The organism is Sphingomicrobium arenosum, assembly GCF_026157085.1.
GTDB classification, from domain to species: Bacteria; Pseudomonadota; Alphaproteobacteria; order Sphingomonadales; family Sphingomonadaceae; genus Sphingomicrobium; species Sphingomicrobium arenosum.
In genome coordinates, this window is sequence record NZ_JANPVN010000001.1 from 892,251 (window position 1) to 918,781 (window position 26,531).

General features: G+C 64.8%; 29 protein-coding genes. 15 read left to right on the top strand and 14 right to left on the bottom strand.

The features are described from left to right. Window positions 1-27 precede the first annotated feature (27 nt). A complete protein-coding gene (gene purM / locus NUW51_RS04210; protein ID WP_265563066.1) occupies window positions 28-1,095 on the top strand; it encodes a phosphoribosylformylglycinamidine cyclo-ligase in 1,068 nt (355 codons plus the stop codon). Beyond that, complete coding sequence (gene purN / locus NUW51_RS04215; protein ID WP_265563068.1) at window positions 1,085-1,648, top strand: phosphoribosylglycinamide formyltransferase; 564 nt, start codon at window positions 1,085-1,087, stop codon at window positions 1,646-1,648. Before purM ends, purN begins: the two co-directional genes overlap by 11 nt. Here the strand turns inward: purN and NUW51_RS04220 are convergent. Beyond that, window positions 1,645-2,187, bottom strand: coding sequence for an NADPH-dependent FMN reductase (locus NUW51_RS04220; protein ID WP_265563070.1), 543 nt, complete (start codon window positions 2,185-2,187; stop codon window positions 1,645-1,647). The genes purN and NUW51_RS04220 overlap by 4 nt on opposite strands. 53 nt (window positions 2,188-2,240) lie before the next feature. Next, complete coding sequence (locus NUW51_RS04225; protein WP_265563072.1) at window positions 2,241-2,627, bottom strand: VOC family protein; 387 nt, start codon at window positions 2,625-2,627, stop codon at window positions 2,241-2,243. Between the two features lie 113 nt (window positions 2,628-2,740). Between NUW51_RS04225 and NUW51_RS04230 the strand changes: the two genes are divergently transcribed. Beyond that, window positions 2,741-3,124, top strand: coding sequence for a barstar family protein (locus NUW51_RS04230; RefSeq protein WP_265563074.1), 384 nt, complete (start codon window positions 2,741-2,743; stop codon window positions 3,122-3,124). A 171-nt stretch (window positions 3,125-3,295) separates the two neighbouring features. Next, window positions 3,296-3,871, top strand: a complete 576-nt coding sequence (locus NUW51_RS04235) for a hypothetical protein (protein ID WP_265563076.1) — start codon at window positions 3,296-3,298, stop codon at window positions 3,869-3,871. Window positions 3,872-3,973: 102 nt separating this feature from the next. On the opposite strand, the gene ndk is transcribed toward NUW51_RS04235, so the two are convergent. The 5 genes from ndk to NUW51_RS04260 form a co-directional block, all read right to left on the bottom strand. After that, window positions 3,974-4,396 (bottom strand): nucleoside-diphosphate kinase, encoded by a 423-nt coding sequence (gene ndk / locus NUW51_RS04240; protein ID WP_265563078.1) that lies wholly within the window; start codon window positions 4,394-4,396, stop codon window positions 3,974-3,976. A 94-nt stretch (window positions 4,397-4,490) separates the two neighbouring features. After that, complete coding sequence (locus NUW51_RS04245; protein WP_265563081.1) at window positions 4,491-4,979, bottom strand: hypothetical protein; 489 nt, start codon at window positions 4,977-4,979, stop codon at window positions 4,491-4,493. Further along, entirely contained in the window at window positions 4,979-5,458 is a 480-nt protein-coding gene (locus NUW51_RS04250; RefSeq protein ID WP_265563083.1) for a hypothetical protein, read from the bottom strand. Before NUW51_RS04250 ends, NUW51_RS04245 begins: the two co-directional genes overlap by 1 nt. A 25-nt stretch (window positions 5,459-5,483) precedes the next feature. After that, window positions 5,484-6,023 (bottom strand): DNA polymerase III subunit chi, encoded by a 540-nt coding sequence (locus NUW51_RS04255; protein WP_265563086.1) that lies wholly within the window; start codon window positions 6,021-6,023, stop codon window positions 5,484-5,486. Next, the gene (locus NUW51_RS04260; RefSeq protein WP_265563088.1) at window positions 5,927-7,369 is read right to left on the bottom strand and encodes a leucyl aminopeptidase; all 1,443 of its coding nucleotides are present in this window, start codon (window positions 7,367-7,369) and stop codon (window positions 5,927-5,929) included. The genes NUW51_RS04255 and NUW51_RS04260 overlap by 97 nt, the downstream gene beginning before the upstream one ends. Before the next feature lie 128 nt (window positions 7,370-7,497). Between NUW51_RS04260 and NUW51_RS04265 the strand changes: the two genes are divergently transcribed. The 4 genes from NUW51_RS04265 to rsmA all read left to right on the top strand — a co-directional run bounded on the left by NUW51_RS04265 (window position 7,498) and on the right by rsmA (window position 13,001). Continuing rightward, window positions 7,498-9,747: an LPS-assembly protein LptD gene (locus NUW51_RS04265; protein ID WP_265563090.1), complete on the top strand. Its 2,250-nt coding sequence runs from the start codon at window positions 7,498-7,500 to the stop codon at window positions 9,745-9,747. A 61-nt stretch (window positions 9,748-9,808) separates the two neighbouring features. Further along, window positions 9,809-11,146: a peptidylprolyl isomerase gene (locus NUW51_RS04270; RefSeq protein ID WP_265563092.1), complete on the top strand. Its 1,338-nt coding sequence runs from the start codon at window positions 9,809-9,811 to the stop codon at window positions 11,144-11,146. An 11-nt stretch (window positions 11,147-11,157) separates the two neighbouring features. Further along, a complete protein-coding gene (gene pdxA / locus NUW51_RS04275) occupies window positions 11,158-12,186 on the top strand; it encodes a 4-hydroxythreonine-4-phosphate dehydrogenase PdxA (RefSeq protein WP_265563094.1) in 1,029 nt (342 codons plus the stop codon). Then, window positions 12,183-13,001, top strand: a complete 819-nt coding sequence (gene rsmA, locus NUW51_RS04280; RefSeq protein WP_265563095.1) for a 16S rRNA (adenine(1518)-N(6)/adenine(1519)-N(6))-dimethyltransferase RsmA — start codon at window positions 12,183-12,185, stop codon at window positions 12,999-13,001. The genes pdxA and rsmA overlap by 4 nt, the downstream gene beginning before the upstream one ends. Here rsmA and NUW51_RS04285 read toward each other — a convergent pair. Genes NUW51_RS04285 through NUW51_RS04300 form a run of 4 tightly spaced genes read right to left on the bottom strand, consistent with a single transcriptional unit; the run spans window position 12,998 to window position 16,988 of the window. After that, window positions 12,998-13,507: a hypothetical protein gene (locus NUW51_RS04285; RefSeq protein ID WP_265563098.1), complete on the bottom strand. Its 510-nt coding sequence runs from the start codon at window positions 13,505-13,507 to the stop codon at window positions 12,998-13,000. The two genes, rsmA and NUW51_RS04285, sit on opposite strands and share 4 nt — an antisense overlap. Window positions 13,508-13,536: 29 nt before the next feature. Further along, window positions 13,537-14,706: an RsmB/NOP family class I SAM-dependent RNA methyltransferase gene (locus NUW51_RS04290; RefSeq protein WP_265563100.1), complete on the bottom strand. Its 1,170-nt coding sequence runs from the start codon at window positions 14,704-14,706 to the stop codon at window positions 13,537-13,539. 9 nt (window positions 14,707-14,715) lie between these two features. Continuing rightward, the gene (gene guaB, locus NUW51_RS04295) at window positions 14,716-16,179 is read right to left on the bottom strand and encodes an IMP dehydrogenase (protein WP_265563101.1); all 1,464 of its coding nucleotides are present in this window, start codon (window positions 16,177-16,179) and stop codon (window positions 14,716-14,718) included. Window positions 16,180-16,196: 17 nt separating this feature from the next. Next, on the bottom strand, window positions 16,197-16,988 hold the full coding sequence (locus tag NUW51_RS04300; RefSeq protein WP_265563102.1) for an HpcH/HpaI aldolase/citrate lyase family protein: 792 nt from the start codon (window positions 16,986-16,988) through the stop codon (window positions 16,197-16,199). A 102-nt stretch (window positions 16,989-17,090) separates the two neighbouring features. On the opposite strand from NUW51_RS04300, the gene NUW51_RS04305 reads away from it, so the two are divergent. The 4 genes from NUW51_RS04305 to NUW51_RS04320 all read left to right on the top strand — a co-directional run bounded on the left by NUW51_RS04305 (window position 17,091) and on the right by NUW51_RS04320 (window position 21,458). Further along, window positions 17,091-18,065 carry an SPFH domain-containing protein gene (locus NUW51_RS04305; protein WP_265563104.1) on the top strand — a complete coding sequence of 325 codons (975 nt, stop codon included), beginning with the start codon at window positions 17,091-17,093 and terminating at the stop codon, window positions 18,063-18,065. After that, the gene (locus NUW51_RS04310) at window positions 18,065-18,526 is read left to right on the top strand and encodes an NfeD family protein (protein ID WP_265563106.1); all 462 of its coding nucleotides are present in this window, start codon (window positions 18,065-18,067) and stop codon (window positions 18,524-18,526) included. The genes NUW51_RS04305 and NUW51_RS04310 overlap by 1 nt, the downstream gene beginning before the upstream one ends. A gap of 16 nt (window positions 18,527-18,542) precedes the next feature. Further along, window positions 18,543-20,393 (top strand): DUF885 domain-containing protein, encoded by a 1,851-nt coding sequence (locus NUW51_RS04315; protein WP_265563107.1) that lies wholly within the window; start codon window positions 18,543-18,545, stop codon window positions 20,391-20,393. A 138-nt stretch (window positions 20,394-20,531) separates the two neighbouring features. After that, window positions 20,532-21,458: a hypothetical protein gene (locus NUW51_RS04320; protein WP_265563108.1), complete on the top strand. Its 927-nt coding sequence runs from the start codon at window positions 20,532-20,534 to the stop codon at window positions 21,456-21,458. A 94-nt stretch (window positions 21,459-21,552) separates the two neighbouring features. On the opposite strand, the gene NUW51_RS04325 is transcribed toward NUW51_RS04320, so the two are convergent. Then, a complete protein-coding gene (locus tag NUW51_RS04325) occupies window positions 21,553-21,993 on the bottom strand; it encodes a pyridoxamine 5'-phosphate oxidase family protein (RefSeq protein ID WP_265563109.1) in 441 nt (146 codons plus the stop codon). 238 nt (window positions 21,994-22,231) lie between these two features. On the opposite strand from NUW51_RS04325, the gene NUW51_RS04330 reads away from it, so the two are divergent. The 3 genes from NUW51_RS04330 to NUW51_RS04340 all read left to right on the top strand — a co-directional run bounded on the left by NUW51_RS04330 (window position 22,232) and on the right by NUW51_RS04340 (window position 24,278). Continuing rightward, window positions 22,232-22,672, top strand: a complete 441-nt coding sequence (locus NUW51_RS04330) for an FKBP-type peptidyl-prolyl cis-trans isomerase (RefSeq protein WP_265563110.1) — start codon at window positions 22,232-22,234, stop codon at window positions 22,670-22,672. 126 nt (window positions 22,673-22,798) lie between these two features. Then, window positions 22,799-24,007, top strand: a complete 1,209-nt coding sequence (locus NUW51_RS04335; RefSeq protein WP_265563111.1) for an alpha/beta hydrolase-fold protein — start codon at window positions 22,799-22,801, stop codon at window positions 24,005-24,007. A 46-nt stretch (window positions 24,008-24,053) separates the two neighbouring features. After that, window positions 24,054-24,278 (top strand): hypothetical protein, encoded by a 225-nt coding sequence (locus NUW51_RS04340; RefSeq protein WP_265563112.1) that lies wholly within the window; start codon window positions 24,054-24,056, stop codon window positions 24,276-24,278. A gap of 87 nt (window positions 24,279-24,365) precedes the next feature. Here NUW51_RS04340 and NUW51_RS04345 read toward each other — a convergent pair whose 3' ends face one another. After that, window positions 24,366-24,572, bottom strand: a complete 207-nt coding sequence (locus NUW51_RS04345; RefSeq protein ID WP_265563113.1) for a cold-shock protein — start codon at window positions 24,570-24,572, stop codon at window positions 24,366-24,368. A gap of 223 nt (window positions 24,573-24,795) precedes the next feature. Next, on the bottom strand, window positions 24,796-26,400 hold the full coding sequence (locus tag NUW51_RS04350) for a phosphoenolpyruvate carboxykinase (RefSeq protein ID WP_265563114.1): 1,605 nt from the start codon (window positions 26,398-26,400) through the stop codon (window positions 24,796-24,798). Window positions 26,401-26,531: the final 131 nt, after the last annotated feature.

The window sequence follows — 26,531 nt, forward strand, 5'->3', positions numbered from 1 at the left end:
CAAGCCTCATCTGGTTAGCAAGCGCACATGAACGACAAGACCGGCCTCTCCTACGAAGAAGCGGGCGTCTCGATCGAGGCGGGCAACGCCCTCGTCAAGACCATCGCCCCCCTCGCCCGCATGACCGCCCGCCCCGGCGCCGACGCCGCATTGGGCGGGTTCGGCGGGGTGTTCGATCTGAAGGCCGCGGGGTTCGAGGACCCCTTGCTGGTCGCGGCGAACGACGGCGTCGGCACCAAGCTCAAACTCGCCATCGACACCGGCATCCACCGCTACGTCGGCATCGACCTCGTCGCCATGTGCGTCAACGACCTCATTGTGCAGGGCGCCGAACCGCTCTTCTTCCTCGACTATTATGCCACCGGCAAACTCGACAATGAGGTCGCCACGCAGGTCGTCGCCTCGATCGCCGAGGGCTGCCAGCTATCGGGCTGCGCGCTGATCGGCGGCGAAACCGCGGAGATGCCGGGCATGTACGAAGGCGGCGATTACGACCTCGCGGGCTTCTGTGTCGGCGCGGTCGAGCGCGGGCAATTGCTCGACGCCTCCAAGGTCGCACCGGGCGACGTGCTCCTCGGCCTCGCCTCCAATGGTGTGCATTCGAACGGCTTTTCGCTCGTGCGCCGCATCATCGAGCGCGAGGGCTGGAGCCTCGACATGGCCGTGCCGGGCGATGGCCGGACCTTGAGCGAAGCGCTGCTCGCCCCGACGCAAATCTACGTCCGCCCGCTGCTTGGGCCCCTGCGCGACAACCGCATCCATGCGCTCGCGCACATCACCGGCGGCGGCCTGCTCGAAAACATCCCGCGCTCGCTGCCCGAGGGCTGCCATGCGCATGTCGACATGACCGCGTGGGAGCGCCCCGCGCTCTTCACCATGCTGCAACAGGGCGGCGCGGTCGCGGAGGCCGAGATGGCGCGCACTTTCAACTGCGGCATCGGCATGGTCGCCATCGTCCCCGCCGAAGAGGCCGAGGCGCTCGCGCTCCACCTCGGGCGCGAGGGGATCGAGACCTTCCGGATCGGCGAGGTGCGCAAGGGCGCGCGCGGCTGCACCGTCACCGGCGAAGGCTGGTCGGCGACCCATGACGCCTGACCCCAGAAAGGTCGCGATCCTCATTTCGGGGCGCGGCTCGAACATGCGCGAACTGGTGCGGCAGGCGGACGGCTATGAAGTCGTCCTCGTCGCTTCCAACCGCCCCGCCGCCGCGGGCCTCATATGGGCCGAGCAACGCGGCATCACGACGTGGAGCGAGGACAGCCGCGGGCAGGACCGCGCCGCCTATGACCAGCGGCTCGGCGATCGGCTCAAGGAGAGCGGCGCGGGCACCATCGCGCTGGCGGGCTTCATGCGCATCCTCGGCCCCGAGTTCATCCGCCGCTTTGCAGGCCGCATGCTCAACATCCACCCCTCGCTCCTGCCCAAATATAAGGGCCTCGACACGCACCAGCGCTGCCTCGATGCGGGCGACAAGGAGCACGGCTGCTCGGTGCATGTCGTCACCGAGGAACTGGACGCGGGCGAGGTTGTCGCGCAGGCGAGAGTGGACGTGTCGCCCCTCGATACCGTCTCAAGTCTCGAGGCCAAGGTATTGGAACGCGAACACGAACTCTATCCACAAGCCCTCGCCCGCTTCGTCGCGCGCTAGCCCAAGCGTTCGATCCAATCGGCAAAGGCGCCGAGCGACTTCTGGAGGAACTTGCGGCTGTCCTCGTCGGTCAGCTTGCCGTCCTCGATCTTGTCCTTGCAGTTTCCGACCAGCACCTCGGGCCCCGGCCACAGCCGCATGCCGATGGTCCAGGCGATGACGCGCAGATGCACGTGGGCGCGCGCGGTGCCGACCGGACCGGGCGAGGCGCCGACGCTCATCGCCGCCTTGTCCTTCAGCGGCTGCCCCGCACTCGGACGGCTGAGCCAGTCGAGCGCATTCTTCAAGACGCCCGAGAGCGAGTGATTATATTCGGGATTGCCGATCAGGATCGCGTCGGCGCCCTTGGCCTTCTCGATCATCTCGGCGGCGCCAAAGGGCGGGTCCTTTTCCAGTTCCTCGTTGAACAGTTCGACCTTGCCCGGGACGAAGATCTCGATCTCCATCCCCTCGGGCGCCAGTTCGGCCGCCGCCTCCAGCACCGCCTTGTTGAAACTCTTTTCCCGAAGCGATCCACAGATCGCCAGCACCTTCACCATGCGCGTCTCCTTTCCCCGCTGAACGGCAGGAGACGGCGCCGCGTTCCTTGGCGTCAGCCGACCGGGTCCATCCCATCGGGATAAAAGGTGAATTCGGCGCGCAGTCCATCGGGATCGGGCAGGAACAGCGCGGTCGCCCCGCCGAGCTCCTGCAGCGGCTGCGCGTCGATCCCCGCCGCGATCAACGCTTCGCGAAGCGCCTGCACCGCCTCGCGGCTCTCCATCGCCAGCCCCCAGTGATTGAGTCCCGCGCCATAGCGCTCATAGGGCCCCGTCCCGGCCTTGGCGGTGATGAGCTGGATCCAGAATCCCGCCCCGTCGGTCCAGATCCCCGCCTTGCGCTGCTCGAACCCAACGAGTGGCAACAGGATCCCGTAATGCCGATCCGCCGCCGCGCGATCGCGATTGGCGATGGTCAAATGATCGATTTTGACAGCCATGAGACCCTCCCTTTCCTCGCAGATAGGATCATCGACGCTATTGGGAAGCCTTCACCGCAAATGACGGCTAACGACCCCGTTGCGGACATTCGCGCACGCTCTATTCTGGGCGCATGACAGAAGAATACGTTCTCGACGGGGCTTCGATCACGTCGCTTGAAGCCTTCTATGATCAAATTAGCAGGTCGATGGCTCTTGGCGACTGGGGCCGGAATCTTGATGCCTTGGATGACGTCTTGTGTGGTGAACATGGCGGCGTCCCGGAAAACGGATTCACGCTCAGGTGGGTTCGCTCGGACGTTTCTCGTGCCAATCTTGGCTATCCTGAAACGGTGCGGCAATTAGAGAAGCGCCTGTCGCTCTGTCATCCGTCAAACCGAGAAATGGTCCAAGCAGAGTTGAAAACTGCTCGGCAGGGCAGAGGCGACACGGTCTTCGATTGGCTCATCGACGTTTTTCACGCACATAAAGACAGCGTGCGGCTTCTGCTGGCTTGATGTCCGCTAACCACCCCTCTGACGTCGCTTTCACGGAACTGGCGCTGTGCCAGGAGCGGACGGGTGGCTAACGACCCGATTGCGGACGTTCAATGGACTTCGTCACCGTTTCTAAATTGACGTATGTTATAGATATCCATCTTTGTGGATATTCAATTTAGGGGAAGGGGCATGAAAGTTTTAGAAGCTACTGGGCTGATTTTCGTGGCAATGGCATTTGCACTGCCCTCTCAATCGTTCGCACAGGACCAAGTGCCTCCTGGAGTGTCGGTGTCAGGGTCGCATGACCTGGATCCCGAAGCCCTTCAGGTGATCATGAGCTACGCTATGGCCGCTCAGCAGCACTTTGACACAGTAGAAGAGCGTGATGCTCGCCGAGCGGAATATGTCGCGCCTGGCTATTTCTATCATGGAATTGACGGTCACCCCATCGGCTTTCAGGGGCTTACGACCCGTCAGACAGACAACGGCCTCGAAGCGCCAGTGAAGCGCGAAATCTTCGACGTGACGATACATCAATATGAGAACACCGCGCTCATGACGTACAAAACATGGTCTGTGGTTAAGGATCGGGGTGCAATGCAGGAGCGGCTTGGCTCAAATTTAATGGTGCTTACTAAGACTTCCGAAGGCTGGCGTGTGGTCAGTGACTTCTTAGGAGTGCAACCAAGCGAAAAGCATATACCCGAAGCGATCCGGACGATGCGATCAGAGTACCTTGCCACTGAAGTCGTTTCAGAGGAGTAGGATGGGGGCTGCACATGTCCGCTTCCCACCCCATTCCCGCCGCAAAGAAAAAGGCCGCCGGGTCTCCCCGACGGCCCTTTGCAATTCGCTAGAGCAGTTCGCTTAGCCGACGATCTCGTCGTCGTTGAAGAAGTAAGCGATCTCGATCGCGGCATTTTCGTCGCTGTCCGAACCGTGGACGCTGTTTTCGCCGATCGACAGCGCATATTCCTTGCGGATGGTGCCTTCATCGGCGTCGGCCGGGTTGGTGGCGCCCATGATGTCGCGGTTGCGCTTGACGGCGTCTTCGCCCTCGAGGACCTGCACGACGACCGGCTCCGACATCATGAACTCGACCAGTTCACCAAAGAAGGGGCGCTCGGCGTGGACGGCGTAGAAGCCCTCGGCCTGTTCCTTTGTCATGTGGATGCGCTTGGACGCGACGACGCGAAGGCCGGCTTCTTCCAGCTTCTTGGTGACCGCGCCGGTCAGGTTGCGGCGGGTGGCGTCGGGCTTGATGATCGAGAAGGTACGGGTCACGGCCATGAAAAGTCTCCACTAATGGCTTGGGGTGTTGCGCGCGCCCCTAGCCGCAGTGGACCGTAACCGCAAGTGGCTTGGCCGACGCTTTGCCTCCCGACTAGCGCCCTTGGCCGAGCATCAGCGTGATGCCGCTCTTGCCATCGTCATTGGCGAACACCTGGACCGCATAGCCGTCGAGCGAGCCCTCGCCGGTCTTCACCGACAGGCTTCCCATGCCGACGTCCCCCGTCAGCCGCGTGCGCTCGACCTCGTAACCGGCGGCCTTCGCCCGCTCTTCGTAGAAATCGAGGATATCGTCGATGCTGTCGTCGCTCAGCATCTGCACATTGCGCGCGCCCTTGTCGCCGCTGGAAATCGTCATGTCGCCTTCGACCCGGGCGCCGGGATAGGCGGGGACATGATCGGGCAGGTCCGATTGCAACGCGCCGCTCCCCATGCCGCCGCTGACATCGGCCTTGGCGACATTCTCGATCGCGCGCCCGGCGTCATCGCTGATGATGGTGTCGCTCGCCCCATCGCCGTCATTGCCACAGGCTGCCAGGACCAGCGCCATCGCGCCTACGGTCATCGTTCGGATATCGCGCATCACGCTGCCTCCTCGCTTTCGAGATTGGAAAAACCGAATTGCAGTTGCGAGCCGCCGTTCTTGGGCTCGACCGTGAGCAAGAGTGCCTGCTCCCCATCGGCGCGGTGGATCGTCAACCAATGATCCTCACCCAGCATGGTATTGTTGTGCACGGTCATGCCGAGCGCCTCTGCGGCGGCGACATAATGGTCGATCACCTGTTGCGGCGCGTCGGCGGACACCATGTCGATGGTCGCCCCGACATGGCCGTCTCGGCTGTGATCCCAGCGGCTGTAATCGCTCGCACCGGGATAGGAGGTGAAGCCGTAGGGCATCTCGTGACTGCCACTCGCGGCATCGGCGGACGCGCTGGCCTCTGCCCCATCGCCCGAAGCGCTCGCCGCGGGGGCTGCGCCCTGCTCATCGGCGTCGCTCGCAACCTCGCCGCCACAACCCGCCAGCATCAGCGCCAGCACGCCGGTCGTCAGTTTGATGCGCATGTCGAACTCCCCCTCAAAATCGAGGTCAGGCCTTCTGCACCCAGCGCCCTTCCTCCTGCGCCCAATAATGTCGATCAATATCTTGCTTGTCACCCAAGGATTTCCACGCCGAGCGCGCGCCCGCGATCGTCGCCTCGTCGAACAGGAAGAAGGCGCGGTCGTAATCGAGCGCGGCCGGGCGCCATTCGCCATCGGCGATGAGGATGTTGCGCGCGCCATTGGGCGCCACCGTACGCCCGGTCAGCAGGATCGGCTGGTCCTTGTCGCGGCCTTCATCGACCACGCCATGCGCAAGGAAGCTGTCGGCGGGCGCCTCGGTCCACAGGCGGCGGTCGAGGCTGGCGAGTTCGGCCGGATCGTCATGGACGACGATCAGCCGCTCGCTCTGCCCCATCAGCTTGGTGGCGAGCGCGACGAGGACGTTCGCAACGCCCCCGCCATGCTGGTAGAAATCGACCCGCAGGAGACCTAGTCCTCGAGTTCGCGCGCGACATACATGTCGAGCACGCGCACGCCATACCCGGTCGCGCCCTTGTCGCGCGTCGCCCCGGCCTTGTCGCTCCATGCCATGCCCGCGATGTCGAGATGGGCCCAATCGACGCCGTCCTCGATAAACCGCTGGAGGAATTGCGCGGCAGTGATCGATCCGGCTTCGCGCGGGCCGACATTCTTCATGTCGGCGATGGGCGAATCGATCAGGCGGTCATAGGCCTCGCCGAGCGGCTGGCGCCACAGCTTGTCGCCCGACTTCTTCGACGCCTTCATGAGGTCCTCGGCAAGGTCGTCCGAATTGGTGAAGAAGCCTGCCTGTTCATGCCCCAGGCTGATGACCATCGCGCCGGTCAGCGTGGCAAGGTCGAGCACGGTCTTGGGCGAAAATTCCTTCTGCCCCCAGGTCAGCGCGTCGCACAGGACGAGGCGGCCTTCGGCGTCGGTGTTGATGACCTCGATGGTCTGGCCCGACATGGACGTGACGACGTCGCCCGGACGCTGCGCATTGCCGTCGGGCATATTCTCGACGAGCCCGCATATGCCGACGACATTGGCCTTGGCCTTGCGTGCCGCAAGCGCGACCATCGCGCCCGACACCGCGCCCGCGCCGCCCATGTCCCATTTCATCTGCTCCATGCCCGCGGGCTGCTTCATCGAGATGCCGCCGGTGTCGAAGGTGACGCCCTTGCCGACGAGCAGCAGCGGCACGTCGTCGCCCTCGCCGCCCATCCACTTCATGACGAGCAGGCGGGGCTTTCGCACCGAACCCTGCGCCACGCCGAGAAGCGCGCCCATGCCGAGTTCGCCCATCTGCTTTTCATCGAGCGTCTCGATGACGAGGCCCGTGCCCTCGGCATGCGCCTTCACGCGCTCGACGAAGCTTTCGGGGTAGATGATGTTGGCGGGTTCGGTGACCAGTTCACGGGTCAGCGCGATGCCCTTGGACAGCGGTTCGTAACGGTCCTGCCACAGCGCTTGCGCCCCCTTGGGCGCGCCGAGGATGGTCAGCGTCTCGAGCGTGACCTTTTCCTCGTCCTTCTTCTTGGTGCGATGATCGAAATTCCACGCCCGGACCGCAGCGCCCAGCGCGGCACGCGCGGCGGCATCGGCCTTGATGTCCTTCGCCGACAGGTCGAGCACCGCATGCGTTTCGCCCGAGGTCGCAAGCTGCGCGACCAGAGTCGCGCCGAGCGTTTCGAGGTCAAGGCCGTCGCCCTCGCCGATGCCGAGGACGAGCAGGCGCTGGCCATCTTCGCCGACCCAGGCAGTCGCCGCCTTGCCGCGCTTGCCCGAGAAGCGCTGCTTGTCCAGCGCGCCCTTCACCCCCTGGTCGGCGAGCGCGCTGTCGTCGCTGCCCGTCGCGGGCAGCACGAGCGCATGATCGGCCTCGGGGAGGGTGGTGGCGAACTGGATCTGCATCTGGATATCCTCTTTTCGGGAGTAAGACTGTCTCGGCCGCCCTTTAGAACGGGCGACGGGAAAAAGGCAAAGGCGGATTGCCGAGCCCATTGCCCAGCCTCGTGCAACCATGCATAGGCTCCAGCGCGATGAGCGGAAGGTTTACACGGTTCGGCCTGATGACGGGCACGGCGCTGGGCATGCTGTTGCCCGCGACCCCGCTTGCCGCGCAAGTCACGCCCGAGCAGGTCGCCGAAGCGACGCCGTCCAACATGCTCCCCGAGGGGATCGACGATCTCGCCTTTGCCGCCGACGAGATCATTTACGATCCCGAGGCGCAGACCATCACCGCCACCGGGTCGGTGCGCCTCGACAGCGATGGCTATTATCTCGCCGCCGACCGGGTCCGCTGGAACCGCGCCACCGGCGAGGTCACCGCGAGCGGCAATGTCGTGCTCCTCGCCCCCACCGGCGACCGATTGATCGGCGATCAGGTCACGCTCGACGAGCAATTGCGCACCGGCGCGATCGACAATTTCCTCCTCGCGCTCGATACCGGCGGCCGCATCGCGGGCGACCGCGGGACGAGCGAGGATGGCGACATCATCGTCTCCAACGCGGTCTATTCGCCCTGCCCCGCCACCGGCCCCGATGGCTGCGACAGCGACGTGCCGTGGCGCATCACCGCGGCGCGCGTGACCCGCGACGCCGACAGCGGACGACTGCGCTTCGAAGGCGCGCGGTTGCAGATCTTCGGGCTCGACCTGCCGCTCCTGCCCGTCTTCGGCGTCGGCGATCCAGGGCCATTGGGCGGCGTCACCGGCGCGCTCGTCCCCGACATCAGCATTTCGGGCATCAACGGGCTCGAACTCTCGCTGCCTTATTATTTCCGTTTCGAGCGCAATCGGGACCTCACGGTCACGCCGCATCTCTATTCGGGCAATCTGCCGGGCCTCTCGACACGTTGGCGCCACCTCACCGACAAGGGCGCCTATCAGGTCGGCGGCTTTGCCACCTATGGCGACATCGACAACCCCGACCGCGACGCCGAGAACGAGACGCTGGGCGAGAATTTCCGCGGCTATTTCGAGGCCAATGGCCGCTATCAGTTCGATCCCTACTGGCGCGCCACCGGCTCGCTGCGCTGGGCCACCGACAAGACCGTCACGCGCCGCTTCGACCTCACGCGCGATGATCGCCTGCGCAACGTCATCGAGGTCGAGCGGCTCGATACCGACAGCTATATCTCGATCGCCGGCTGGGCCTTCCAGGGCCTGCGCGTCGACGATGTCCAGAACCAGCTCCCCATCGCCCTGCCCGCCATCGACGCGCGCTGGCGGCTCGAGGATGCGGTCCTGGGCGGGCGCGTCGAACTGAGGGGCAACAGCCTCGCCATCCTGCGCCGCGACGGGCAGGACACGCAGCGCGCCTTCGCGCTCGCGCGCTGGGATCGGCGTCTCCTCACCGCGCTCGGGCAGGAACTCACCCTTACCGGCTATGCGCGCGGCGATGTCTATCACACCAATGACAGCGCCTCGACGCTGGTCCCCGTCTATCGCGGCGAGGACGGCTGGCATTTCCGCGGCATCGGCGCGCTTGCCGCCGACATGCGCTGGCCGCTCATCGGCGAGGCCTTTGGCGGCACCCAGCGGCTGGTGCCCCGTGTCCAGCTCGTCCTCACCCCGCCGACGACCAACCTCGACATTCCTAACGAGGATGCGCGCGCCATTGACCTCGAAGACAGCAACCTCTTCGCGCTCAACCGCTTTCCCGGCTACGACCGCTGGGAAGATGGCAGCCGCATCACCTATGGCATGGAATATCTGCTCGACCGGCCCAATTTCTCGGTCCGCTCGAACATCGGCCAGAGCTATCGCCTCACCGACGAGCCCGATATCTTCCCCGACGGCACCGGCCTCACCGACCAGTGGAGCGACTTCGTCGGGCGCACCCGGCTGCGCTTCGGTCGCCTCGTCGATCTCACCGCGCGCTATCGCCTCGACAAGGACGACCTGACCCCGCGCCGTCTCGAGACCGACCTTACCGTCGGCTCGATCGAGACCTATGCCACCATCGGTTACCTGCGCCTCGACCGCGACATCGACGCTTCGATCGAGGATCTGCGCGACAAGGAAGAGCTGCGGCTCGCCGGGCGCTTCCACTTCGCCGACCATTATTCGATCTTCGGCTCGACCGTGCTCGACCTCACCGATGCTGGCGAGGACCCCTTGTCGCTGTCCGACGGTTTCGAGCCCGCGCGCCATCGCCTCGGCATCACCTATGACGATGATTATATTGAGCTTGGACTGTCGTGGAAGCGCGACTATGAGCGCATCGGGGCATTTCGCAAGGGATCGACGATCTCGGTGATTTTCAATCTCAAGGGGTTGGGTCGCTAAGCCTGGGTTCAGGCGAAACTATTAAAGCGAAAGCAAGACGTTAGATTTGGGGTGAATAGGTATGAATAGCTTCTCGAAACTGCTTTGCGGCGTTGCCGGCGGCCTTGCGCTTGCCGCCCTTCCCGCCACGCTGAGCGCCCAGAATGTGCCCGAGGGCCAGAGTGCGCGCGTGCTGCAACTGCCCGAGAACATCACGCTGTTCGGCGACACGCTGCCCCCCGTCGTCAAGGCGACCGCGATCGTCAACGGCGAGATCATTACCCAGACCGACATCGACCAGCGCGTCGCGCTGACGTTGATCGGTTCGCAGGCGCCCTCGGCCGAGGAATATCGCCTTCTCCAGCAGCAGGTGCTGCGCAATCTCATCGACGAAACGCTGCAGATCCAGGCTGCGGCCGGTGAGGAAATCACCATCGAGAATGCCGACATCGCGCGTGCGTTAACCCGCGTTGCGGCCAATGCCGACATGGAAGTCGACCAGCTCGAGGCTTTTCTCGGCGAGAATGGCAGCTCGATCCGCTCGATTACCCGCCAGATCCAGGCCGAAATCTCCTGGCAGCGCCTCCAGCAGATGAAGATTGCCGATTACGTCAACGTCGGCGAGGAAGAGATCCAGGCGATCCTCGACAAGATGGAAGCCGCGCGCGGCCAGACCGAATATCGCGTCGGCGAAATCTTCTTCTCCTCGACCCCGGCCAATGACGCGCAGGTTCGCGAAACAGCCGTCCAGATCCTCGATGCGATCCGCCAGGGCGGCTCCTTCGTCGGCTATGCCCGCCAGTTCTCCGAGGCCTCGACTGCCGCGGTCGGCGGCGATCTCGGCTGGGTCCGTCCCGAACAGCTGCCCGAGCAGCTTGGCGTCGCCGTGACCCAGCTCCAGCCTGGCGCGGTCAGCGTGCCGATCAAGATTCCCGGCGGCTATTCGATCATCGCGCTTCAGGACAAGCGTCAGATCCTGACCGCCGATCCGCGCAACGCGGTCCTCAGCCTCAAGCAAGTGACCGTACCGATTCCGGCGGGCCTGACGACGGGCGAGGCCAATGCGTTGGTCGACCGCTTCGCGGCGGCAGCCGCCGAGGTTCAGGGCTGCGGCGGCGCCGAACAGCTTGCCGCCGATTTCGGGGGCGCGGTGCTCACTGCCGACGGCACCGTCGTGCGCGACCTGCCGCCCGCGCTGCAGCCGATGCTCGCCGAGATGCAGATCGGCCAGGCGACCCGTCCCTTCGGCGATCTTACCGAGGCGGTGCGTGCGCTCGTCCTGTGCGGGCGCGATGAACCGCAAGTCAGCATGCCGAGCCGTGACCAGATCGAGCAGCAAAAGCGCGACGAACGCATTTCGATGCGCGCGCGTCGTTACCTGCGCGACCTGCGCCGCGACGCCATCATCGACTATCGCTGATCGTCCCTGACGTGACCGGGTCCGTGATCGGTATCTCGCTCGGCGATCCCGCCGGCGTGGGGCCCGAAATCACGGCGCGCGCATGGGAACAGCGCCGCGAGGCGGGGCTCGCCCCCTTCGTCGCGATCGGCGACCCGGCGGCGATCGAGGCAGTGTGGGACGGCCCAGTGAAGCTCGTCGATGGCCTTGCCGAGGTCGAGGCCGCTTTCGATGAAGCGCTGCCGATGCTCGCCATTCGCGCCGAGCGCCCCGACACCCCCGGCACCCCGAGCCCCGCCGGCGCACGCTGCGCCTTGCAATCGCTCGAGGTCGCCGTTGGGCTGGCGCGTACCGGCTCCACCGCCGCCGTCGTCACGGGCCCCGTTTCCAAGGCGCAACTCTACGGCATCGGCTTCACCCATCCGGGACAGACCGAATTCGTCGCCGAGCGCTGCGGCGTATCCAAGGCCAATGTCGCGATGATGCTGGCCGGGCCCAGTCTTCGCTGCGTACCGGTCACCACGCACATCCCGCTCGACGACGCTCCTGCGGCGCTCTCGACCGATCTGGTCGCGGCGCGCGCGCGGGCCACACTGCGTGGGCTCATCCGCAATTTCGGCATCGCCCGTCCGCGCCTCGCCGTCTCGGGCCTCAATCCGCATGCCGGCGAGGATGGCGCGCTCGGCTGCGAAGAAATCGACATCATCGCCCCCGCCATCGAGCGGCTGTGCGAGGAAGGCTGGGACGTCGTCGGCCCGCTACCCGCCGACACCATGTTCCATCCCCGCGCCCGCGCCCGATATGACGCCGCCTTGTGCATGTATCACGACCAGGCGCTCATTCCCCTTAAGGCGCTGCATTTCGACGAGGGCGTCAACATCACGCTCGGCCTTCCCATCGTGCGCACCTCGCCCGATCATGGCACCGCCTTCGACATCGCCGGCAAGGGGGTTGCCGAACCGAGCGCGATGATCGAGGCGATCCGCCTCGCCGCCTCCGCCGCCGCCAACCGCGCCGCGCAGGGCAATCCCCCCATCCACCGCATCGCCGCCCCGGCATGAGCGAGGTCGAACCGCTTCGCGAGGTGATCGCGCGCCACGGCCTTCGCGCCGACAAGGCCTTGGGGCAGAATTTCATTCTCGACCGCCAGCTCCTCGCGCGCATCGCCGCGCTGCTGCCTGGCAAGATGGACGGTGCCACCGTCTTCGAAGTGGGACCCGGCCCCGGCGGCCTCACTCGCGCCCTGCTCGACACCGGCGCCTCGGTCGTCGCGGTCGAGCGCGACCGGCGCTGCTATCCCTTGCTCGGCGAATTGGCGGCGGAATATGACGACCGCCTGCGACTGATCGAGGGCGATGCGCTCAAGGTCGATCCGTCGCAAGAGGTGGACGGCCCCTATCATATCGCCGCCAACCTCCCCTACAATATCGGCACCCAGCTCCTCACCAATTGGCTCGAGAGCGATTGCTGGCCACCGCGCTGGCAGAGCCTCACGCTCATGTTCCAGCTCGAGGTCGCCCAGCGCATCGTCGCGGCGCCGGGCAGCAGCGCTTATGGCCGCCTGTCGGTGCTGGGCCAGTGGCGCTCCACGCCGCAAATCGCGATGAAACTGTCGCGCTCGGCCTTCGTGCCGCCGCCAAAGGTCGCCTCGGCGGTGATCCACATCACGCCCGCCGACCAGCCCGAGGGTGTCGATCCAAAGCAATTGAGCCGCCTCACGGCCGCTGCTTTCGGCCAACGCCGCAAGATGCTGCGCCAGTCGCTGAAAGCCATGCCAGGCGCCTTGGAGGCGTTGGAGACGGTGGGCATCGACCCGACGCGCCGCGCAGAGACAGTCAGCGTCGCCGAATTCGTCGAGCTCGCGCGCGCGCTCTAATTGTCGGTCGTCGCCTCGGCGTCATTGTCATTGGCCGCCATCACGGTGACGGGCCCGCGCTCGATCGCCGCCTCGATCACGCCCTGTTCGGCGCAGTCGGCCGCGCAAATCCGCTCGAGCCGCGCGAGATTGGCCTCGGCCTTCGCATTGGCGCCTAGCGCCGCATAGGCCTCTCCCTGCACTGCCAGCGCGGCGCGGTCGGTCGGCTCGATCGTCAGCGCCTTGCGCGTCAAGCGGATTGCCTGCCCGTACAATTGCTGTTCGATCGCCACCTTCGCCATCGCGACATAAGCAGCGCGGTTGCGCGGATCGAGCACCAGCGCGGTCTCGAACGCATTGTCGGCGGCGACCAGATCGCCGGCCGCCAGGGCTTCGCTCCCTTGCGCGACCAGCGCGACCGAACGCGCATCGATCGCATCATCGCCCTTCGCCTGGCTCGCAAGGCTCGGTCCGGCCAGCGTCGAGGCGGTCAGTCCAAGGGCGATCAGCAGGGGCGAAAGGCGCATCAAAATCTCCACAACGAAACAACGTAATATCAGCCTTTATGAAGGCTTGCGATGAAAAATCCATCGCTACCGTCATGGCCGGGGGTGAACAGGCGTCCCGAGCCCGAACGCCTCCCATCCTCGAGCGGATCTTGCGCGGTCCATCCTGAATGGCGGCTGAGGAAGGCGGCGACCTGGTCCGCCCCTTCCGCCTCGATGAGTGAACAGGTGGCATAGACGAGCCGCCCGCCCGATTTGACCAGCGGCGCGGCAAGGTCGAGCAGGCGCGCCTGCACCTCGACGAACGCATCGAGCCGCTCGGGCGTCAGCCGCCAGCGCAGTTCGGGACTGCGCCGCCACGTCCCCGAACCGCTGCACGGCGCATCGACCAGTAGGCAATCGACCTGCGCCGTAAAGGGCGCCAGCGCCTCGGCCTCGCGCGGGGGATCGAGCAAAAGCGTCTCCACTTCCGCCCCGGCACGCGCGGCGCGGACCGGCAGATTGCCGAGCCGCCTCTTGTCGACATCGGCGCCGATGATCCGCGCGCCCGGCGCCATGGCGGCGAGCGCGAGGCTCTTGCCGCCCGCCCCCGCGCACAGGTCTAGCACGAGGTCGCCGTCATGCGGGCGACAGGCCAGCGCGACCAATTGGCTCGCCTCGTCCTGCACCTCGATGAGACCATCGCGAAAGGCCGCGCTGTCATCGAGCCGCGTGTCGGGCGCGAACCGCAACCCCCACGGCGACATCGGCGTCGGATCGCCGCCAAGGTCGGCCTGCACCGCCGCCCGCTCGGCGCGCGCCGCATTGACGCGAATGTCGACCGGCGCGCGCTCGAGCAGCGCGGCTTCGTCGCCTGCATCGACCAGCGGCGAGAGTTTCGGCTTGATCCAGTCGGGCACCTGCCCTGCCGGCATCGCCCGCTCGGTCGCCTCGATGGGCGACGGGCCATGCTCGCTGCCATCGAACAGCGCGGCCATGTCGGCCTCATCCTCGACCAGCCCCAGCGCGGCGACGCGTCCCGAGGGCGGCGGCGCGGCATGGCGGCGGATCATCGCATAGACGAGTTCGCGCACCGCGCGGCGATCCTTCGACCCGGCGTAGCGCCGGGTGCGAAAATAGTCGCGGACGAGCACATCAGCGGGCGCGCCGCCATGATTGGCGGCCTCGATCACCATATCGGCGATCTCGATCGCCGCCTGGAGCCGTGCGGCAGGCGTCATTTCTATCCCCTAGCGGGTCGGGTAGTTAGGCGCTTCGCGCGTGATCGAGACGTCATGGACGTGGCTTTCGGACAGGCCCGCGTTGGTGATGCGCACGAATTGCGCGCGCTCGCGGAAATCGGCCATCGTCGCAGAGCCGGTATAGCCCATCGCCGCCTTCACCCCGCCGACGAGCTGATGGATGATGTCGCGCGCGGGCCCTTTGAAAGGCACGCGCCCCTCGATGCCCTCGGGCACCAGCTTCATCTGGTCCTTGACGTCCTGCTGGAAATAGCGGTCCGCGCTGCCGCGGCTCATCGCCCCGACGCTGCCCATGCCGCGATAGCTCTTGTAGGCGCGGCCCTGATAGAGGAACGTCTCGCCCGGGGCTTCCTCGGTGCCTGCAAGGAGCGAGCCGACCATCGCCGCGCTCGCGCCGCCCGCCAACGCCTTGGCCATGTCGCCAGACGTGCGGATGCCGCCATCGGCGATGATCGGCACATCGGATTTCATCGCTTCCTCGGCGCATTGCATGACGGCGGTGAGCTGGGGCACGCCGATCCCTGCGACGATGCGCGTGGTGCAGATGGAGCCCGGTCCGATGCCGACCTTGACCGCATCGGCGCCCGCATCGATCAGCGCGCGCGTCGCTTCGGCGGTGGCGACATTGCCCGCCACGACCTGCACGTCGTTCGACATTTTCTTGACCGCCGTGACCGCTTCGGAAACCGCGTCATTGTGGCCGTGCGCGGTATCGATGACGATACAATCGACGCCCGCGTCGATCAGCGCCTCGGCGCGCTTCAACCCCTTCTCGCCCACCGTCGAGGCCGCCGCGACGCGCAGCCGCCCGCCCTCGTCCTTGGTGGCATCGGGGCTGGCGACGGCCTTCTCGATATCCTTGGTGGTGATGAGCCCGACGAGCTTGCCGTCCTTGTCGGTGACGAGCAGCTTCTCGATGCGGCGCTGATGGAGCATCTTGCGCGCGTCTTCCTGGCTCACGCCCACCGGGACGGTCGCCAGATTGTCGCTCGTCATGAGTTCGCGCACCAGCACGTTGGGATTTTCGGCAAAGCGCACGTCGCGGTTGGTGAGGATGCCGACGAGCTTGGCATCGCCCTCGACGATCGGGATACCGCTGATCTTGTTGGCCGCCATCAGCTCCAGCGCCTCGGCGAGGCTCTGGTCGGGTCGCATGGTGATGGGTTCGACCACCATCCCGCTCTCGAAGCGCTTGACCGCGCGTACAGCGCTCGACTGCTGGCCGATCGATAGGTTGCGGTGGAGAACGCCCATGCCGCCAAGCTGTGCGACCGCGATCGCCATGTCGGCTTCGGTCACCGTATCCATCGCGGCGGACAGCACCGGAATGGCAAGCTCGATGCCGCGAGTGAAGCGGGTGCGGGTCGACACCTGGCTAGGCAGCACGGCGCTCTTGCGCGGCTGCAGAAGGACGTCGTCGAAGGTGAGTGCAAGGGGGATGTCTTGGGCCATGTTCCCCCCTTGCAAAATCAGCCCGATTCGCCAACCCCCGCGCGTTCCAGCAGTCGCTTGGCCGAGGCGATATGCATGGCCTCGACCATCTCACCCTCGAAATTGATCGCCCCGCCGGGCTGGTCGGCGAGCGCCACGACCCGGCGTGCCCGCTCCACATCGGCCTCGGACGGTGCGAAGGCGTCGCGAACCGGCGCGATATGATTGGGGTGGATCAGGGTCTTGCCGTCGAAGCCGAGGCGATGCGCCTCGCTCGCCTCATGCGCAATCTGTTCGGGTGCGTCGATGACGTTGCACACGCCATCATAGGCCGCGATCCCCCTCGCCCGCGCCGCGAGCACCACCCGCTGCAGCGCATAATCCATCGAACCGCGCCCGCGACCGGCGGGCAGGCGCAGGTCGGCGGCCAGGTCGTTGGTGCCGACGATGAGCATCGCCGCCACTTCGGCGATCGCGCCGACATTCACCACGCCGCGGGCCGTTTCGACCATCGCCGCCACCGGAATGTCGCTCTTGGCCGCGATGCTGGCGAGGCTGTCGGCCTCGTTGACCAGCGGCAGGACGAGGAAATCGGCCATGCTTGCGGTGATCGCGGCAACATCGACGGCATGGCAGCCATGACCGATGCCATTGGCGCGGATGCCGACCGGCATGGGCCAGTCCTGTGCCACCGCCTCGACTGCCGCATCGCGGGCGCTAGCCTTGTCGTCTTCAGCCACCGCATCCTCGAGATCGAGGATCACCATGTCGGCGCCGCTTTCCCGTGCCTTGGCGACCGCACGCTCGCGGCTCGCGGGACAAAATAACACTGCCGGTCGGTCGAACAAGGCCGCCCGGTTTCCGAATCTGCGTTGCGTCACGCCCACCCCTCCTGCATCATGCTCGCGACCAACTCATCCGGGGGACTATCCATGGAAATCATCGTCGGCGTGCTCGCCTTCTTCGTATTTCTCTACTTCGCCGCGGCGATCAAGATCGTGCGCCAGGGCTATCGCTATACGATCGAGCATTTCGGTCGGTTCACCCGCACCGCCACTCCCGGCTTCAATTTCGTCCCGCCCGTCTTCTATCGCGTCGGCCACAAGATCAACATGATGGAGCAGGTCGTCGATATTCCCGGCCAGGAAATCATCACCCGCGACAATGCGATGGTGAGCGTCGACGGCGTCGTCTTCTTCCAGGTGCTCGATGCCTCCAAGGCGGCCTATGAGGTCAGCGACCTCTATTCCTCGCTGATGGCGCTTTCGACCACTAACCTTCGCACCGTGATGGGCTCGATGGACTTGGACGAGACGCTGTCCAAGCGTGACGAGATCAACGCGCGCCTCCTCAGCGTCGTCGACCAGGCGACCGAGGCATGGGGCGTCAAGATCACCCGCGTCGAGATCAAGGACATCCGCCCGCCCGCCGACATCGTCAACGCGATGACGCGCCAGATGAAGGCCGAACGTGAGAAGCGCGCCGCCATCCTCGAGGCCGAGGGCGAGCGCCAGTCCGAGATCCTGCGCGCCGAGGGCGAGAAGCAGTCGCAGATCCTCGAGGCCGAGGGTCAGCGCGAAGCGGCCTATGCCGAGGCCGAGGCCCGCGTGCGTCTCGCCGAGGCCGAGGCGAAAGCCACGCAGGTCGTCTCGGACGCCATCTCCTCGGGCGACAAGCAGGCGATCAACTACTTCATCGCGCAGAAGTATGTCGACGCGATCGGCAAGTTCGCGACCTCGCCCAATGCCAAGACCATCCTCTTCCCGGTCGAGGCGACCAACCTCATCGGCTCCTTGGGCGGCATCGCCGAACTGTCGAAGGAAGTGCTCGGCAAGGACGGCGACGTCGCCGCGCGCATCTCGGGCAGCGCGGGTGGCACCGGCCTGCCCAAGGCGGACCGCGACTGATGTTTGGCGAGCTTCCTCCCGGCGGCTGGTGGATCGTCGGCGGCATCCTCCTGCTCGCCGCCGAGCTGATGCTGCCGGGCGTCTTTCTCGTCTTCGTCGGCCTCGCCGCCATCGCCGCCGGACTGTTCACCTGGGCCTTCGACCTCGGCCTCACCGAGCAGCTCGTGCTGTTCGCCGTCTATACCGCCGTCGCCGTGCTGATCGGGCGCCGCGTCTATGCGCGTCCCGTGATCGATGAGAGCGACGGGCTCCTCAACGACCGCTCGCTCCAGGTCATCGGCCGCGCGGTCACCGCCGCCACCGACTTTCCCCATGGCGAAGGCCGGGTGAAATTGGGCGACAGCGAGTGGAGCGCGCGCGGCCCCGCCGGCACCAAGGCCGGCGACCGGCTCGAAATCCGCGCCGTCGAAGGCACCTGCCTCGTCGTCGCCGCGCCCGAAGCCTTGCCGCCCCCCGAATAAATCTCCGGAGCCCCCCATGCCCCTCGACCTCACGCGCCGCCAAGCACTCGCCGCCGGCGTTTCCACCCTCGGCTTGGCGGCTTGCACCGCCCCGCGGCTCGGCACCGTCGCCCCGCTCCCGCCGCAGTCCCTCCAGGGCGCAGAGATCACCACGGCGCTCGATGCCTTTGCCGAGCATCTCCTCTGGCTCCAGCCCGAGGAGGCGACCACGTTGGGCATCGACGAGGGCGCGCGCGCCGTACTGAAATCGCGGCTCGAGGACCGCAGTCCCGCAGGCCAGGAAGCGATCAAGACGACCATCGCGGCCGATCTCGCAACGCTCGCGGGGGTCGACTTGGAGGCGCTCGACGCCGACACGCGCACCAGTGTCGAGGTCGTGCGCTCGGCCTATGGCACCGCGCTCGAAGGCTTCGCCTTGCCCTATGGCGACATCACCGTCGGCAGCTGGCGCAACACGCCCTATGTCGTCATCCAGAATGTTGGCGCCTATCTCGACGTGCCGCGCTTCCTCGACAGCGATCATACGGTCGAGGATGCAGGCGATGCCGAAGCCTATCTCGCCCGCCTCGACAGCTTTGCCCAACAACTGGACGGCGAGACGATGCGGATGAAGATGGCGGCCGAGGACGAAAAGCTCGTCCCGCCCTCCTTCCTCATCGACAAGGCGCTCCAGCAGATGCGCGGGGCGCGCGAGAACGCCTATGATCCCGAGGGCACGCTTGTCATGTCGCTCGTGCGCCGCGCCACCGAGAAGAGCATCCCCGGCGATTGGAAGTCCCACGCCGCGCGCATCGCGCAAGACCGCGTCGCCCCCGCGCTCGATCGCCAGATCGCCGAGATGGAGCGCCAGCGCCCGCTCGCCACCAGCGCCCCCGGCATGAACGCGCGCCCGCATGGCGATGCCTTCTACGCTTGGGCGCTCAAAGCCTCGACGACGACCAGCATGTCGCCCGACGAGATCCACCAGCTGGGCCTCCAGCGCCTCGACGAGATTTACGCCGAGATGGACGGCATCCTGCGCGGCGTCGGCTACACCTCGGGCACGGTCGGCGATCGGATGAAGGCGCTGGGCGAGGACCCCGACTATCTCTTCCCCAACAGCGACGAGGGCCGCCAGCAACTCCTCGCCTTCCTCGACGAGCGCTTGGAGATCATCCGCGCCAAAATGCCGAACGCCTTCGACACGCTGGCACCGGGCAATGTCGAGATCCGCCGCCTGCCGCCCGAGGAAGAGCCGGGCGCGCCGGGCGCCTATGGCGGCGCGGGCTCGATCGACGGCAGCGTGCCCGGCAAATTCTGGATCAACCTCCTCGATACTGCGATCCACCCCAAATTCTCGCTGCCGAGCTTGCTCCACCACGAAGCCATCCCCGGCCATGTCTGGCAGGGCGAATATGCCAACCGGCTCCCGCTCATCCGCACGCTGTTGAAATTCGGCGCCTATTCCGAAGGCTGGGCGCTCTATGCCGAACAGCTCGCCGACGAACTCGGCGTCTATCGCGGCAACGAAGTGTTCAAGCTCGGCTATCTCCAGTCGATCGCCTTCCGCGCCTGCCGGCTGGTTGTCGACACCGGCCTCCACGCCAAGGGCTGGGGCCGCGAACAGGCGGTGCAGTGGTTCCACGAGACCAACGGCAACCCCATCGCCGAAGTCGCCCCCGAGATCGACCGCTATTGCAGCTGGCCCGGCCAGGCCTGCAGCTACGAAGTCGGCCACCTCGCCATCAACCGCGAACGCGATCGCGCACATGTGGAAATGGGCGCGTCCTATCGCTTCAAGGGCTTCAACGATGCGGTGGTCAAGGGCGGCAACGTGCCCATGGACGTGCTCGCGAAGAATGTGAGCCGCTATATCGCGGGGGTGTAGACGTTCGCTAATGACGCCATTGCGGGCATAGAAGGTGGAGGATCGTGTCGCGTGGATCGGTGCCTGCTGCCGTCAGATTTGCATCGCTTGATTGCCTATGCTCTCTTGTCGCCCGTTCTCGTCCCTAAGGGGAACCTGATGAAGCCTATCGCCATCCTCACCGCGCTCGCGCTGTCGCTGACTGCTTGTGCGACCGAGCCACCCCAAGCGGATCAGTCCGCGAACCTCCTCGAATTGGAGGTACAGGGTCTCTCCTTTGTGGGCCCTGATACGATTAAATCCGGGTGGACTACCATACGCGTAAAAAACACCGGCGGGATGACCCATCATGCGCTCGTCTATCGGCTTCCTGATGGAGTCACGGCCGAAATGGTTGACGAGCAGGTCGTGGAGCCGATCCAAAAGAGCCTGACGGCAGCAATCGCCGGCGATAATGACAAAGCAGGCGAGATCGCGGCAACGATGCCGGCGTGGGTTGGAGACCTCATCTGGATGGGCGGACCTGGCATGATGTCAGATGGGGTGACCGGCGAGGCAACGATGTATCTTGAGCCGGGTAATTACATCGTCGAATGCTATGTTAAGACCAACGGTATTCAGCACAATTACAATCCCGAGCCGGGAGAGTTCGGGATGATGCTTCCCCTGACGGTGGTTGCCGAAGATGGCGGGATGGCCGAACCCACAGCCAATGTGACCTTGACCCTCACAAATAGCGGCTACGAAATTACGGATGGTGCTTTCCAAGCTGGCGGCAATGACGTTCGGGTCCGGTTCAAGGAACAGCGCCTCTATAATAACTTCGTCGGTCACGACGCCCACGTCTTCCGGATCGACGACGATACCGACGTGGATGCCGCGGCGAGCTGGCCCAACTTCTTTCCGATCGACGGTCAGCAGACACCAGCGCCTGCCCGGTTCATTGGAGGCATTCACGACATGCCGGAGGGAGCGACTGGTTATTTCAATCTGGACCTCGAACCTGGCGACTATGGTATTACGGCCGAAATCCCCGACGCTGCGAAGAGCGGCTTCTTTAAAAGGTTTAGCGTGGACAGCGATTGAGTTAGTTTCGTCTGCTTCCCACCCCAAAAACCGACCGGGCGGTCAACGACCCCATTGCGGACAGAGACCGCGTGGCTGCCGAGTTGGTTCTATCTTAGCGCACCTTCACTTCCCTGCGGCAGTTTGCTCCGTCTTTAAGAACGGGAACAAACCACCGTATGGGCTGGATAATGAAGGGCGCATAGGGCGGCATTGGCAGTTTCCAGGCCTCAATTTGGGCATCCACCAATTTCGGAAAAGGCTCGATAAGTTTTCTCGCCTCGGCAGCAATTTGCAGCCCTGCGATAGGCATTTCCGGAGAGGGTTCATACTCCGGCTGAACCCCATCGAAGATTGCTACAGCCACTTGGCATCGTTCTGCTAACTGCTCGCAATGGTCTGCATCCTCTGGGGAAAAGAAATAAAGATTCAGGTCTTCATCCGAAATGTATTCTAGCGGCGCAATCCAAGGCCTTTCGCCGTCGCAAGTCGCAAGCGAAAGGTATCGATTACGCTTAATCAAGGCACGAATGAATTGTGCATCGGTATCAGACATATGCGCTTCTCCCCTGCACGAGGATGCCATGTCGACTGGTCTGACGCAAATACACCGAACCGAGGGAAAGCGTTGACCATAAGAGATCAGAGGCTGGCGTCCGCTTTCCACCCCATCTCTGCCATTTGACACCCACCCCCTCCCCTTGCGACAATGCGCGCGAAGGCTCCTGAGGTGGAAAGATCGTTTTCGCCTCCGACCCGGGCCAACGAACTTTCCCAGACACCAAAGGAACATCATGACCACTGCCAAGCAGGGCGACACCGTCGTCATCGACTTCACCGTGAAAAAGCAGGACGGCACCGTCGTCGGCAATACCAGCGAGGGCGGCGGGCCGCAGACGCTCACGCTCGGCGACAAGGAAATCTTTCCCGCCATCGAGGAAGCGCTGACCGGCATGGAGGAAGGCGCCTCCAAGACCGTCGACCTGCCGTGCGAAAAAGGCTTTGGCCCGCGCCGTCCCGAACTCATCATCGACATCCCGCGCGGCAACCTGCCCGCCGAACCCGCCCCGCAGGTCGGCATGGGTCTCCAGGCCACCAACCAGCAAGGCCAGCCCATCAACATGGTCATCGTCCATGTCGGCGACGACAGTGTGAAGGCCGACGGCAACCACCCGCTTGCGGGCGAAGACCTCACCTTCGACATCACCTTGAAAGAGGTGAAGGCCGCAGCCTGAGGCGCCTGTCCGGCACCCTATAGAGGGCCCGGCATCCGAAAGGTTGCCGGGCCTTTTCCTAACGCCCCCTTGCCAACCCCTGAAACATTGATCCATGATAAGGATCGATTTGAGGGGGATTGACGGATGACCTATCGAGCCATGCTCGCTGCAGCGACGATGTCTCTCGCCGCGCCCGCACTTGCCGAACCCATGGCCAATGACGGTCAAGTGGGCGAAATCCACGAAATCACCATCCCCGCCCCCTCGCTCGCCGGCAATCTGCTCGGCACACCGACGACACAGAAAGCGCAAATCTACCTGCCGCCGAGCTATGAGAGCGACCCCGAGCGACGCTACCCCGTCATCTACCTACTCCACGGCTTTCATGGCACCGACCGCACTTGGATGAAGGATCTGGACGCGCCCGAACGCGTCCGCTTCCCCGACAGCCCCTATCAGGATTACGGCCTCATCACCGCCGAGTGGCTCGCCGCTAAATTCGAGCATGACGCCATTCCCGAGATGATCATCGTCGCCCCCAACGGCCGCAACATCTTCAAGCATGGCTTCTGGATGAATGGCGAGGTGATCGGCAACTGGTCCGATTATGTCGCCCGCGACGTGGTCGGCCATATCGATGCCCACTACCGCACCCTGCCCCAGCGCGAGAGCCGCGGGATCGCGGGTCATTCGGGCGGCGGCCACGGCAGCATCCGCATTGCCATGCTCCATCCCGACATCTTCAACAGCGTCTATGCCATGGCGCCCTGCTGCCTCGGCGGCGGCGCGGACAGCCTCACCGCCGACCTGCCGACTCATGCTGCTGGTGAGGTGACAGGGCTTGCCCGCGATGTTTATGCCACCGTCGACGCGCTCGAAACCGCCGACGACCTACCGGGATCGCGCGGCGACCGGCCGCATGATTTCAACGTTAACGCTGAGGTCGCCACGGCGGCGGTCTATTCCCCCAACCCCGACAATCCGCCCTTCTACTCGGACTTCGCCTTCGATCGCGTGGGCGATGCATTCGTCATCGACGAAGCGGTGCTCGAACGACGCGCGCAGCGTTTCGCCATCAACCAGTCGGACGCGCATTTCGAAGCGCTGCGCTCGCTCGACGGGCTCTTCATCGACACGGGCGAGTTGGAATATGAGACGCTGCGCGAAGGCGCCGGTGCCTTTGTCGCCAAACTGGCAGAGCATCAGGTGCCCGTCCGCTTCGACATCTACGCCGACGGCAACCATGGCAATCTGTTCGTACCGCGCTTCATGACGCTCGGCCTCGACTATTTCACCGCCCATCTCGCGACCGAGATGGCCTCGCCCGACGCTTCGCTATCTTCTGCGGACTGAAGCTGGTACAACCCCTTCATCACACGGCATATTGCCCAAGCATCCTGTGACGGCCGGACACGACGTACCGGCGCTTGATCGCAGGACACACCTTCTAATCGACAAGAAAACCTATCAGGCGCGGGTCGAACATTTTCGCGCCCGGGCCGAGACCGCCGTCAACGGCGACGTCAAATGGCTCTACGAGGACATGGCGCGCCATTACGAACGGCTGATCGATCGCGGCGCCTATGATGCCGAGGCCCGCAGCAAGCCGTTCATCGAGAAGTAGCACGAAAAAAAGGGCCCGCCGGTTGCCCGGCGAGCCCTTCCCCCCACTCGTCAGCGAGCTCCTTGGAGCGCGACGAGCGAGTTCCCTTTACAGGGCCGCGAGGTTGCAGGCGCTCTGCTTGCCGCGGCGGTCGTCCTGCAGGTCGTAGCTGACACGCTGGCCTTCGTTGAGGCTCTGCATGCCGGCAGCCTGGACGGCCGAGATGTGGACGAACGCGTCACTACCGCCATTGTCGGGGGTAATGAAGCCGAAGCCCTTGTCATTGTTGAAAAACTTTACGGTACCTTCGGTCATGGGATATCTTCCTCATGGACCGGACCAAGAGCGGTCCGGCTTCTAGCTGGTCGCATCGATTTGAGGAAGTAGAGACCCCAAGAGGGTCTGGCAGTCCGTTAGTCGGTAACTGTTAGCAAGGACCGCCCTAGGCGCATGGGCAGCACAAAGATACCCCTATAATGAAAAAGGCCCGGCAGATCGCTCCACCGGGCCTTCTCTCTCCTGACGGGGCAGTCGGTGACTACACCGTCGCTTTCACCGGGCCTGCCTCGCGGACACCCGCGTCGACATGCTCGGCAAACTCGGAAAAATTCTCGTTGAAGAGGTCGACCAGCTTGGCCGCCGTGGCGTCATAGGCCGCCTTGTCGTCCCACGTCGAACGCGGGTCGAGGATAGCGCTGTCGACGCCCGGCACCGCGACCGGCACCGCGAAACCGAAATTGGGATCCTTGCGGAATTCGGCATCCTTGAGCGAGCCGTCGAGCGCCGCATCGAGCAATGCGCGCGTCGCCTTGATCGGCATCCGGTTGCCGACGCCATATTTGCCGCCGGTCCAGCCGGTGTTGACCAGCCAGCAGTCGACCTGCCCTTCGGCGATCCGCTTCTTCAAGAGGTTGCCGTAGACGGTCGGGTGACGCGGCATGAAGGGCGCGCCGAAGCAGGTGCTGAACGTCGCTTCAGGCTCGGTCACGCCGATCTCGGTCCCCGCGACCTTGGCGGTATAGCCCGACAGGAAGTGGTACATCGCCTGGTCGGGCGTCAATTTGGCGATCGGGGGCAGCACGCCGAAGGCATCGGCGGTCAGCATGATGATATTCTGCGGCACGGGGCCGAGATTGTCGGCGCTCGTGTTCGGGATATAGTCGATCGGATAGGCACCGCGGCTGTTCTCGGCGAGGCTGTTATCGTCGAGGTCGAGCTCGCGGGTGACGGGATCCATCACGACATTCTCGAGCACCGTGCCGAACTTCTTCGTCGTGGCGTAAATCTCGGGCTCGGCCTCTTCCGAGAGGCGGATCATCTTGGCGTAGCAGCCGCCTTCGAAGTTGAAGACTGCGCTGTCCGACCAGCCATGCTCGTCATCGCCGATGAGCGTGCGCTTGGGGTCGGCCGACAGCGTCGTCTTGCCGGTGCCCGACAGGCCGAAAAAGATCGCGGTGTCGCCATCGGGACCGATGTTGGCCGAGCAGTGCATCGGCATGATGCCGTCCTGCGGCAGGAGGAAATTGAGGAGGCCGAAGACCGACTTCTTCATCTCGCCGCCATATTCGGTACCGCCGATAAGGATCAGCTTTTCCTTCAAGCTGACCGCGATGACGGTCTCGCTGCGCGTCCCGTGGCGCGCGGGATCGGCGCGGAAGCTCGGCAGGTCGATGATCGTATAGTCGGGCGCGAAATCGGCGAGCTCCTCGCTCTCGGGGCGCACCAGCATCGTGCGGATGAACAGATTGTGCCAGGCATATTCGTTGACGACCCGGACCTTCACGCGATGTTCGGGCTGCGAACCGCCGTAAAGGTCGGCGACGAACAGGTCGCCCTTGTCCTTGAGCGCTGCCTTGAAGTCCTCGAGCAGCGCGGCGAAATGCTCCTCGCTCATCGGCACGTTGGTCTTGCCGAACCAGACCTGCCCGTCGGACACGCTGTCCTTCACGATGAACTTGTCCTTGGCCGACCGGCCCGTGTGCTTGCCCGTCTCGACGACGATCGGGCCGTGCTTGGCGAGCTTGCCTTCGCCACGTTCAAGTGCCTGTTCGACCAAGGGTGCGGTGGTCAGGTTCCAATGGATCGACGCACTGGTGGCGAACCCCTGATCGTCGAGCTGGTGCTTCGGCGTCCGGTCAGTCACTTGATTTCCTTTCGAGTTTTGCCGTCGACGGCGCCCGCCCCGGCCGCCGCATACGTATGCACGAGCCTAGTGGCAGCCGCATGGCCCGGGGTCAAAGCTGTGAACGTTCACGGCATGAAGATTCTTGTCAT